Origin of the sequence: Delftia sp. WY8 (assembly GCF_018437695.1) — a bacterium.
Taxonomy (GTDB): domain Bacteria; phylum Pseudomonadota; class Gammaproteobacteria; order Burkholderiales; family Burkholderiaceae_C; genus Comamonas; species Comamonas tsuruhatensis.
In genome coordinates, this window is the sequence record NZ_CP049795.1 from 6234014 (window position 1) to 6244620 (window position 10607).

Consider the following 10607-nt stretch of genomic DNA (forward strand, 5'->3'; position numbering starts at 1 on the left):
GGGAAGGGTTGATACAAGTGCGCAAGCGGGCTCAGCGTGGCGCGGTGGTGGCGGGTGCGGTGGCCGGATCGGCCTGCGGCGGCGTCATGGAAGGCGCGGCAGGTGCGGCAGGTGCGGCCGGCGAGGCAGAGGAGGTGGGCTCTGTCGCTGGCGTTCCGGTGGCGCTGGGCGCATCCAGCCGCCCCCTGGGTGCCATGAAGTTGAACATCAGCACCAGGATCAGTGCGACGGCGGCCGTGAGGGCGGCGATGCGCAGCGGCCAGCGGCCATCGCGGATGTGGTTGTTCTCGCTGCGCTGGCGTTCGAGGGGGGCGTGCACTCTGCGGGGAGGGGTGTCCATGGCGGTCTCCTTCAATCCATGAGCCTTCACCTTAGGCCGGACGGCGGCCTGCAACTGTCGGACAAGGCAGGACCTGGGGGAGCGACAAGCCGCTGCACGGCAGTGGGGCTTGGCAGGACACACCGCCACGGGCAGCGGCGCCAAGGGCCATCGCAAGGCCGCGGCCGCGACGGCAGGTGCCGTGTCAGCCGTGGCGCCTGCGCCGGTCGGCCGGCGCTATGCGCAGCAGCTGGCGGTACTTGGTGACGGTGCGGCGGGCCACGACCAGGCCCTGGGCGCCCAGCTGGCGTGCGATATCGACGTCGGACAGGGGCCGGGCATCGGATTCGGCCGCGATGATGTCGCCGATCAGCTCGCGGATGGCCGTGGCCGAGCAGGCGCTGCCGCTGGCACTGAGCATGGGGCGCGAGAAGAAGTGCTTGAGCTCGAACACGCCCGTGGGCGTGGCCATGTACTTGTTGTTGGTCACGCGCGAGACGGTGGATTCGTGCACACCCACTTCCTCGGCAATTTCGCGCAGCACCAGCGGCTTCATGGCCATGGCGCCGAACTCCAGGAACAGCTCCTGCTTTCGCACGATGGCCCGGGCCACGTCCAGGATGGTGGAAAAGCGCTGCTCCACATTGCGCACGGTCCAGCGCGCGTCCTGCAGATGGTCGGCCAACTGGGCCTGGCCCGTGCAGCGGTGGCGCTGGAACAGCTGCTCGTAGACGCTGTTCAGTCGCACGCGCGGCACGACGGCGGGGTTCAGTTGCACATTCCAGCCGCTCGGTCCCCTGCGCACGATCACGTCGGGAACGATGTAGTCCACGCGCGTGGAGCCGAAGCTCCAGCCAGGCCTGGGGTTGAGGCGCCGTATGGCATCCATGGCCTGCACGACCTGGGCCGCCGGCACCTGCAGCGCCTTGGCCAGCCGCGGCACGTCGCGCGCGGCCAGCGCGTCCATGTGGTGCTGCAGCAGGGTCTGCGACAGCTGGCGCAGCGTGGCGTCGGCCATCTGCGGGCATTGCAGCAACAGGCATTCGCCCACGCTGCGCGCGGCCACGCCCGCCGGATCCAGCGATTGCACCAGTCGCAGGGCGATGAGCATTTCCTGCGCATCGGGCGCCGGGCTGAGCGCCAGCAGGCCGGCCAGCTCCTGCAGGTCCGTGCGCAGATAGCCGTCGTCGTCCAGCGATTCCACGATGGCGCGCGCCATGCACAGGTCGCGCGGCGTCATGGCCGTCACGTTGAGCTGGCCGTGCAGGTGCATGGCCAGCGTGGTTTCGCAGGCAGCCGTGTCCATGGCGGAGCCTTCCGCGTCAACGGCCTGGCGCGCGCCCAGGTGCATGTCGGCCACCCACAGGTCGCGGTCATCTGCGGGCTCGGCATCTTCCAGGAATGGGTTGTCCTCCATCTTGCTGCGCACCATCGCGGCAAAGTCCAGCGAGGACATCTGCAGCATGCGCACCGCGTGCTGCAAGCGCGGGGAAAGCGTCTGGGACTGGCGTATGTCCGCCTTGAGGTGCATGGAACCCATCTCGTCTCCTTGTTGCGATGGCCACAAGGACGCAACGTTCATGCCCCGATCAGCGTGGCGAATCGTCTGGATACACTTTGGGCACGAAACCTGCTGCGTACTTGCTGCGCAGAAGGCACAGGGGCCCGGGGTTCGGCCGTCGCTGCGGGTATCGGCTTTGCAACAGCAGGGCCGCTCAAGGCGCCTGCGGTAAAAATTTCCGCTCGGGCGCAAGGTTTTCTGCAAACTTTGCCATGTACCAATCCACCGGTTTTCACACGGTCCCGCCGCCGGGAACCCTCAATGCAGTCCCGCAAGGCGGGGCGCGCGGCGCCGCACGCGGGCCATCCATGTCCATGCGCCTGAGACGGGTCCTGTTGCTTCTGGCCTTGCTGGTGCTTGTGCTGGCCGCCTCGTCCTGGCTGCTGTTGCGCGCCTATCAATCCGGGCACGCGGCGCAGGAGCAGGCCGTTCGCATCGCCAGCATGGCCGCGGCCCGCCTGCTGGACAGGCAGGAGCCACGCGCTGCCAATGCCGAGCAGGCGCTGGCTGCCGTCCAACCGCTGCTGGAGGCGGGATGGTCCGGCTTTCTGGTGGACAGCGCGGGCCGTGCGGTGCCGGCCGGCACGGCTGCGGCAACGGGTCAGCCTGCCTTGCCCGCTGATTTCAGCGAGCGCCTGGCTTCCAGCCTGGCGCACGGCTGGCTGGATGTGCCCGATGCGCAGGGCGGCACCCTGCGCGTTTTCTTCAGCAGGACGGCCCAGGGCTGGACCTGGGTGAGCTGGGTTCCCTGTTCCGCGCTGGATCCGGCGTGTTCCCCGCTCCTGAGGGGCGTGATCTGGGCGGCGATCGTGTTGTTTGCGCTGGCCGGCCTGGGCCTGGCGGGGCTGGCCCTGCGTGGCAGGGCGGACCCGATGAGGCCGGCCCGGCGCAGCCAGGCCGGCGGCGCACCGGGGGAGCGGGACAACGAAGCCGGCGAGGCCCATATCCAGAATGAGCGCCTGCAGGTGGTCGGCCGGCTGGCAGGCCGCTTCTCCCATGAGTTCAACAACCAGCTCGGCGTTCTGAGCAACAGCGCCTATCTGATTGAGCGTCGTTCGGAGGACCCGAACCTGCGCCTGCCTGCACAGGCCATGCTGCGTTCGGTGGACACGGCCAGTCGGTTGACACAGCAGCTGCTGCGCTTCGGGCCGCGCCACAGCACGCATGCGCTGGTGGTGGATCTGTACCGCTGGTTGCCGGGGGTGCGGGGCACGCTGGCCGTGGTGCTGGGAAAGCGCGTGGCGCTGGAGGTGGCTGAGCCCGCCGAGGCCAGCCCGCCGGGCCAGCCGGCCGCGCGCCTGGGCGTGTATGTGGACCCTGACGAGCTGGAGCTGGCGCTGATCAGCATTTTCCTGTCCGTGCGCGAGGCCTTGCCCGATGGCGCCCGCGTGCGCATGGCGGCACATCCCGTGGGCGGACATCTTGCGGCATCGGCCGCCAAGGGCGAGCAGGTGGAGATCCGCATCGAGGCCGTGGCCCACTGGCAGGGCGCCGGGCCGGGGCCGGAGGGGGCGGGTCCGGGCGAATCGGGCGCTGCGGCCGAAGCGGGCGAAGCGGGCGTAGTGGCCGCAGCCAGCGCCGAGGCGCCGCAGCGGCCGCAGGAATCCCGCCCCGGCGTGCGGTTGAGCGACGCCGATGCAGATGCCTCCTGCGGCCTGGCCCTGGCGCGCCGACTGTGCCTGGCTGGCGGTGGCGTGGCGTGGGCCGAGGGCGGCAGCGGGGGAGGCGACGGCGATGGAGACAGCGGCGGCCTGGCCGTCTCTCTGGTCCTGCCGCGCGTGCCCATGGCGGCGCAGGATTGTCTTGCGCAAAGCCTGGACTGAGCTGGCATTCGCGGTCCTGGAAACAGGACTGCGCGCCGGGGCGCGCAGTCAGCAAGCAGGAAAGTCAAAAAAGAGAGGAGGGCCGAGCCCGGTCAGCGTGCGAGGCGCGCGATCAGCAGCCCCGCCGCCAGCGCCGTGGCAATGGAGCGCAGCGGTTTCTTGCACACGGCGCTGCCCTGGCGGGAGAGGTCGGTGCTGCCAGCGGTACTTCTGGTCTGGAAGGGATCTTTGCTCATGGAGGCTCCTTTCCTGCAAGTCAATGGCCCGTGGCCGGGCCGGCTCAGTGGCGCATGCGCGGTTTGCACAGGTTGAAGATGGCCAGCAGCGCAACGGCGCTGACCATGGAAATGAAGATGGACATGGATGTGGCCGGCACCTGCGCCTGCGCATCCATGGCCGAGGGCGCCAGCAGCGGCGCCAGCAGCCAGCCGCCCAGCAAGGCGCCGATGGCGCCTATTGCCACGTTGAGCAAAATGCCTTGCTGGGCCTGGGTGTTCGTGACCATGCTGGTGATCCAGCCGATCAGCCCGCCCACCATCAGCCAGATGAGGAAATCCATGGCATCGCCTTTAACAAAAGTTGCAGTTGAATATCAATGGCAATCGGCGTGCCTGCCCGTCGCAAGCGACTCAGCGCTCCGGTTGCGGGGTGCCGTTGCCCTGGGCCGGCGCGGGGCGGATTTGTGCACGCTCGGCTTCGCGGCCTGTAGGTGTCTGGGCGTCCAGGCCCCGGTCGGGCGACTCGCTGACCTGGGGCAGATCGGCGGCGTGTTCTATCAATTCCTCGATGATGAAGCGGCCGTAGAGCTGGGCGCGCTCGGCGCCGGCGGCCTTGAGGGCATCGGCGGCGTTGCGTGCGGCCTCGTCGCTGTCCACCCGTACCACCAGCCAGTGGTAGCCGCGCTCGGCCAGGGCCTGGTGGGCCTTGACCAGATTGAGTTCCTGGCCCACGGCGGCCACGGGGCTGGCCTGTCGCAGGTCTTGGTCGATCTGGGCCAGCATTTCCCGGTCGGTGTAGCGCCGTACGTCCTGCTCGGGCAGGTTCAGCGCCTGCAGCGCCGCCATGCCGTCATCGGCCTGCGCAGCCGTGGGAAAAGAGACCACCATGTGGCCCACGGGCTTGAAGACACCGTAGGCGCGGGCAGGAGAGGAGTCCATGGGCTTGTCCTTGGTTGCTCAAAGGTGCTTGCAGGGTGGCAAGCAGCGTGCCCGCAAGGCAACGGCAGCAGGTGCTGTGCGCGTCTGCGCACGTGTCAGCCGGGTTCGGGGTCCGTCCTGTCCTTTTTGCCGCCCGCATAGTCCTTGAGCCGGTTGTACAGCGTCTTGAGGCTGATGCCGAGCACGGCGGCCGTGCGTTCCTTCTGGTACTTGCACTGCTTGAGCGTGGCCTGGATCAGCAGCCGCTCGGCCTGCGCCATGGTCATGCCGATGGGCAGCTGTATGGTGGCCGGCTCCATATCGGGCAGGTCGTAGGCGTCGCCTGCCGCGCCGTGGTCGGCGAACGGATGCACGGCGACATGCGCGGCCTGCGCAGTGGGCGGCAATTGCGGGGCGTTGGCGGCCAGCTGTGCAGGCACGGATGTGTGCACGGATGCGTGCAATGACACCGGCATGGGGGCGGGCTGGGCAATGGCCACCGGTGGGCGGGGCAGCCATTCGGTGCCTACCTGCGGGCCGGGCTCCATGACGTAGGCACGCTGCACGGCATTGCGCAGCTCGCGCACATTGCCGGGCCAGCTGTGCTGCGCCAACTGCCTCAGGGCCGACGCCGTGAACTGCTTGGTCTGCCCCTCTCGCTGCGAGATGGCCTGCAGCAAGTGCTGGGCCAGCAGCGGGACGTCGGACAGGCGCTCGCGCAGCGGCGGCAGCTCGATGGGAAAGACGTTCAGCCGGTACAGCAGGTCCTCGCGCAGCCTGCCGCTGGCCACGGCCTCGAAGGGGCAGCGGTTGGTGGCGGCGATCACGCGCACATCGGTCTGCAGCGTCTGGGTGGAGCCCACGCGCATGAAGCGGCCGGTCTCCAGCACGCGCAGCAGCTTGACCTGCAGCTCCATGGGCATTTCCGTGATCTCGTCCAGGAACAGCGTGCCCGTGGCCGCGCGCTCGAAAAAGCCCTGGTGCTGGCGGTCGGCACCCGTGAAGCTGCCCTTTTCGTGGCCGAAGATCTCGCTTTCGATGAGATGCGGCGAAATGGCGCCGCAGTTCACGGCAAGAAACGGGCGGCTGCGCCGCTGGCTCAAGTCGTGCAGGGTCTGCGCCACGACCTCCTTGCCGGTGCCGCTCTCCCCCGTGAGGAATACCGTGACCGAGGTGCCTGCCACGCGCTCCATCTGCTGGTACAGGCGCTGCATGGGAGGCGATTGGCCCAGGAGCCGGCCAAAGCGGCCTTCCTGCGCGCAGTAGCTACCAGCGGGTGCGCAATGGTCTTGTGCCGTGATCTGATCGGAGGCCGGGCCTGCGCCGTTGCGGCTGTCCGCGCCCGACAGGCCCGGCGTGGGGATGAGAAAGCGCGAAAGAATGTCCTCGAGCCGGCCTATGCCCACGGGCTTGACCAGATAGTCCATGGCGCCTCGGCGCAGGGCTTCGATGGAGGAGTCCAGGCTGGCATGGCCGGTCACCAGCACGATCTGCGAGTCCTGCGGCACTTGCCGGTCGCCGAACAGGTCCATGCCGTTGCCATCGGGCAGCTGCAGGTCCAGCAGAACCAGGCTGGGCGGCTGCATGGCCATCTGGCGGCGCGCATCGCGCAGGGTGTGGGCCACGGCGACCGAAAAGCGGTCCACGCCCACCAGTTCGCGCATGGTGGCTGCCGAGTCCGCGTCGTCATCGACGATCAGCACGTGGTTCATTCCATGGCCTCCAGAGCTGCCGGCCGCAGCCTGTTTTGACAAAAATTCATGATCCGGCAGTTTAGGGGCTGGGATGTATGCATCTGTGTCAGTCCACAGGCACAGTGCTTGCCGGGTGGTCCGGTCCCCGCCGCCGTCGCCGCAAAGAGGGGATCAAGCGGATCAGGCGGGCCGGCTGCTGGCGCCCTGGGCACGGCGGGGCGGGGTCTGGCGGGGCCGGGGCTGGGGCTCCAGCAGGCCCAGGAACAGGCATTCCTTGGCGCTCAGCCCGCGCGTGCGCCGTGCGGGTGCAGCGGTCGCGGCGGGCGGGCATTGTCCGGGCTGCTCGCACAGGGCCAGTACCTGGGGATGGATGTAGAACTTGCGGCAAACCGTACAGGTATTGCCCAGGCGCCGCGCCACCTCGGCGATCAGGTCCGTGAAGGTGAGCGCGCCCGGATGGCGGCTGCCCGCCGGTGACGCTGCGGCGGCCATGGCCAGCTCCAGCGCGTACACGCTGGCATGCCAGGTACGGAAGTCCTTGGCACTGAAGTCCGGTCCGTCTGCCTCGTCTGCCCCGGCCTTGCTGCAGATCCTGCGGATGTAGTCGTTCACGTGCTCGGAGCGCACATGGTGAACATCTCCCTCGTCGTCCACGAACTGGAAAAGCCGCTGCCCCGGCAGGTCCTGGCAGCGCTTGACGATGCGGGCCACGGCCCGGTCGGACACGCGGGCCTGCTGGGCGACGCCGCTCTTGCCCTTGAAGCTCAGCGTCAGCTCGCCGGCGCGCACCTGGGCATGGCGGTTCCTGAGCGTGGTCAGGCCGAAGGATCCATTGGCTTCTGAATACTCGTCGTTGCCAACGCGCAGCGCCGTGCAGTCCAGCAGCCAGACGATGGTGGCCACCACGGTTTCGAGCTGCGGCCGCCCCGGCCTGAGGTCCCGCGCCACGGCACGCCGAATGGCGGGCAGATGCCGACCGAACTCGCGCATGCGGTCGAACTTGACCTGCTTGCGCTGCTCCTGCCACTGCGGGTGATAGCGGTATTGCTTGCGCCCGCGGGCATCGCGGCCCGTGGCCTGCAGGTGGCCCCGGGCGTCAGGGCAGATCCACACATCCACATAGGCCGGTGGAATGGCCAATTTGCGGATGCGCTCCAGCGCCTGGGCGTCGCGCACGGGCCTGCCGTCCTGGTCCACATAGGAAAAGCCTTTGCCACGCCGCACGCGGCGCCAGCCGGGCATGCGGTCGTTGACATGGATGAGGTCTGCAGTCAGTGCAACCCCTGCGGCGGCGGAGGCGGAGGTGCGATGGGGGGATCGGAATAGGGCGAAGGCGCCGGAGCCGGCGGAGGATCACCCACGGGTGGCACCAGCGGCTCGGTCGGCGGCGGATTGACCTGCGGAGCGACGGGAGGTGTGGCAGGCGGTGTGGGTGGCGCAGCGATCATGGAACGGTTTCTCCTGTGATGGTGGCGGGCCGCAGCGGCCATGCAGCCGCTGCAGCAATCGCCATGCCCGGACCCTTGCACGGGGCCGAAGCGTTGACATTTGGTAGCAATGATTCGCGAAAACCGGTGGCCTGCGGCCTCAGGCCAGCGTCCTCAGCGTGGGCTCGCGGTCCCAGAAGCGTTTCTTGGCGCCTTCGACAAAGGGCTTGGGCGTGTCGATGGGAAACACGCCATCGTCCGGCGTGATGCCCGCGGTCTGCAGGATGTGCCCGGTGGCCTTGCAGGCCGCAATGGCCTTGAGGTGGCCGAAGGCATCGCGGAACCAGTCCTGGGCGGCCGCTTCCCGGGCCAGGGCTTCACCGCGCTGGGGCGTGAGGATGGACACCACGGCGTCGAACTGCGCCGAGGGCGATCCGGCCAGCTGGCCGTCTGCGGGCAGGTGGCTGCCGTCGTCCAGCGTGGCGCCGCCGATCTTGGGCGCAATGATCTTCACGCTGGCCTTTTGCGCCACCAGGGCCTTGTGGAAGGCGGCAATGTGCCGGGCGCTGGAGCCTTCATCCACCAGGATGGCCACGCAGCGGCCCTGCAGTGTGGGCTTCATGCGGTCGATGATGCGCGTGGCCGGGCTGGGCGGCAGCTTTTGCGGGGGCACGGCAGGCTTGGCGGCAGGCGGCAGCTGGGGCAGGCCCAGGCCGTCGGCCACGCGCTTTGCCAAGTCGGCGTCTATCACCTGCAGGTGGCCCACCACGGCCAGTCGCACATGCGGCGTCTGCACCTTGGACAGCTCGAACACCAGGGCGCTGGCGATGTGGGCCTGCTCCACCGCGCTCTGGCTGGCGTAGAACATGCGCGCCTGGCTGTAGTGGTCGGCAAAGCTTTCGGGGCGGATGCGGCCCTTGGCGCCGTCCCCGTCATCCTGGGCAAAGTGCCTGAAGCCGCGCGCCGCCGAGGCGCGCGGACTGTCGGCCTGCAGGCTGGAGGGCTCGTAGGCCACGCGGCCCTTGGGCACCTGGGTCTGCATATGGCCGTCGCGCTGGTCGTGGGCAAACGGGCATTTGGGCGCGTTGATGGGCAGCTGCGTGAAGTTGGGCCCGCCCAGGCGCGACAGCTGGGTGTCCAGGTAGGAGAAAAGGCGGCCCTGCAGCAGCGGATCGTTGCTGAAGTCGATGCCCGGGGGCAGGTTGGCCGGGCAGAAGGCGACCTGCTCGGTCTCGGCAAAGAAGTTGTCGGGCCAGCGGTCCAGCACGAAGCGGCCGATCTTGCGCAGCGGTATTTCCTCTTCCGGAATGATCTTGGTGGGGTCCAGATGGTCATAGGGCAGGGCGTCGGCCTGTTCCTGCGAGAACAGCTGCACGCACAGCTCCCAGGCCGGGTAGTCGCCCGCCTCGATGGCCTCGAACAGGTCGCGGCGGTGGTAGTCGTTGTCGGCGGCCTGCAGCTTCAGGGCCTCGTCCCAGACGGTGGATTGGATGCCCAGCTCAGGCCGCCAGTGGAATTTCACGAAGGTGCTTTTGCCTTGCGCATTGACCAGCCGGAAACTGTGCACGCCAAAGCCCTCGATCATGCGCAGGCTGCGCGCGATGGTGCGGTCGCTCATGATCCACATGACCATGTGCATGGACTCGGGCATGAGGGAGATGAAGTCCCAGAACGTGTCGTGCGCCGTGGCGGCCTGTGGAAAGCCCCGGTCCGGCTCCATCTTCACGGCATGGACCAGGTCGGGGAATTTCATGGCGTCCTGGATGAAGAACACCGGAATGTTGTTGCCGACCAGATCCCAGTTGCCCTCTTCGGTATAGAACTTGATGGCGAAGCCGCGCACGTCCCGCGGGGTGTCCACCGAGCCTGCGCCGCCGGCCACGGTGGAAAAGCGCACGAAGACCGGCACCTGCTTGCCGGTTTCGGTCAGCACCTTGGCGGTGGTGTACTGCTCCAGTGAATCGGTCAGCTGGAAATAACCGTGGACACCTGTGCCGCGTGCATGGACGATCCGCTCCGGAATGCGCTCATGGTCGAAATGCGTGATTTTCTCGCGCAATATGAAATCTTCCAGCAGCGTGGGTCCCTTTGGCCCTTGCTTCAATGAATTCTGGTTGTCCGCAACCGGTATGCCCTGCTGCGTCGTCAATACAGGATGAGAGGCTTCGGCCTGCTGCTGGAGTTCTCCGCCGTGGCCAACGGGGCATTGGGATGGGGATTTCTTTTCAGCTGGGGCTTTCTTGGCCATGATGCACTCCTTGGGAATGAACGCCATGTTCTTTTGACGCGGATATTGCAAGCGGAGCAACGGTATGTTTTTCAGTTGCCGCAATGGGAAAATAAAAAAAGGGCCCGGAGGACCCTTTTTTCAGGTCATGCAACCTGCGGCTCAACGCTGCTGGTGGCTGTCCTGCTTTTGCTGCTGACCCGGCTGGTTGCGCTGAGGGTTGCTCTGCTGTTGCTGGTGGTTGGGATTATTGGGATTGCTTTGCTGCTGCTGCCCCGGATTGTTTTGTTGCTGCTGCTGGTTCTGCTTGTTCTTGTCGTTTTGCTGGTTGCTGGCCGTGTTGCCTTGAGGGTTATTGGTCTGTTGCGTCATTTCCATACTCCTTAAGTAAACAGCGATGCCGTCATCACTGCAATTTCA

10 protein-coding genes are annotated in these 10607 nt (G+C 67.5%); 2 read left to right on the forward strand and 8 right to left on the reverse strand.

Annotated elements, in window-relative coordinates:
• Window positions 1-31 precede the first annotated feature (31 nt).
• Together G4D77_RS28490 and rpoN are read right to left on the reverse strand one after the other, a co-directional pair.
• The gene (locus G4D77_RS28490; RefSeq protein WP_047216897.1) at window positions 32-340 is read right to left on the reverse strand and encodes a hypothetical protein; all 309 of its coding nucleotides are present in this window, start codon (window positions 338-340) and stop codon (window positions 32-34) included.
• A gap of 184 nt (window positions 341-524) precedes the next feature.
• The gene (gene rpoN / locus G4D77_RS28495; RefSeq protein WP_126312568.1) at window positions 525-1859 is read right to left on the reverse strand and encodes an RNA polymerase factor sigma-54; all 1335 of its coding nucleotides are present in this window, start codon (window positions 1857-1859) and stop codon (window positions 525-527) included.
• Window positions 1860-2092: 233 nt separating this feature from the next.
• On the opposite strand from rpoN, the gene G4D77_RS28500 reads away from it, so the two are divergent.
• On the forward strand, window positions 2093-3703 hold the full coding sequence (locus tag G4D77_RS28500; protein ID WP_047327498.1) for a nitrogen regulation protein NR(II): 1611 nt from the start codon (window positions 2093-2095) through the stop codon (window positions 3701-3703).
• Between the two features lie 92 nt (window positions 3704-3795).
• Here G4D77_RS28500 and G4D77_RS28505 read toward each other — a convergent pair whose 3' ends face one another.
• From G4D77_RS28505 to G4D77_RS28530, 6 genes are all read right to left on the reverse strand, one after another.
• On the reverse strand, window positions 3796-3939 hold the full coding sequence (locus tag G4D77_RS28505; RefSeq protein WP_016446351.1) for a hypothetical protein: 144 nt from the start codon (window positions 3937-3939) through the stop codon (window positions 3796-3798).
• A gap of 44 nt (window positions 3940-3983) precedes the next feature.
• The gene (locus G4D77_RS28510; protein ID WP_047327497.1) at window positions 3984-4262 is read right to left on the reverse strand and encodes a GlsB/YeaQ/YmgE family stress response membrane protein; all 279 of its coding nucleotides are present in this window, start codon (window positions 4260-4262) and stop codon (window positions 3984-3986) included.
• Between the two features lie 70 nt (window positions 4263-4332).
• Window positions 4333-4860, reverse strand: coding sequence for a hypothetical protein (locus G4D77_RS28515; protein WP_047327496.1), 528 nt, complete (start codon window positions 4858-4860; stop codon window positions 4333-4335).
• 95 nt (window positions 4861-4955) lie between these two features.
• The gene (locus tag G4D77_RS28520) at window positions 4956-6551 is read right to left on the reverse strand and encodes a sigma-54-dependent transcriptional regulator (protein WP_047327495.1); all 1596 of its coding nucleotides are present in this window, start codon (window positions 6549-6551) and stop codon (window positions 4956-4958) included.
• Between the two features lie 162 nt (window positions 6552-6713).
• Window positions 6714-7775 (reverse strand): DNA topoisomerase IB, encoded by a 1062-nt coding sequence (locus tag G4D77_RS28525; protein WP_154834087.1) that lies wholly within the window; start codon window positions 7773-7775, stop codon window positions 6714-6716.
• A 345-nt stretch (window positions 7776-8120) separates the two neighbouring features.
• Entirely contained in the window at window positions 8121-10208 is a 2088-nt protein-coding gene (locus G4D77_RS28530) for a catalase (protein ID WP_154834088.1), read from the reverse strand.
• Here G4D77_RS28530 and G4D77_RS28535 point away from each other — a divergent pair.
• A complete protein-coding gene (locus G4D77_RS28535) occupies window positions 10116-10574 on the forward strand; it encodes a hypothetical protein (RefSeq protein WP_193726257.1) in 459 nt (152 codons plus the stop codon). The two genes, G4D77_RS28530 and G4D77_RS28535, sit on opposite strands and share 93 nt — an antisense overlap.
• Window positions 10575-10607 lie beyond the last annotated feature (33 nt).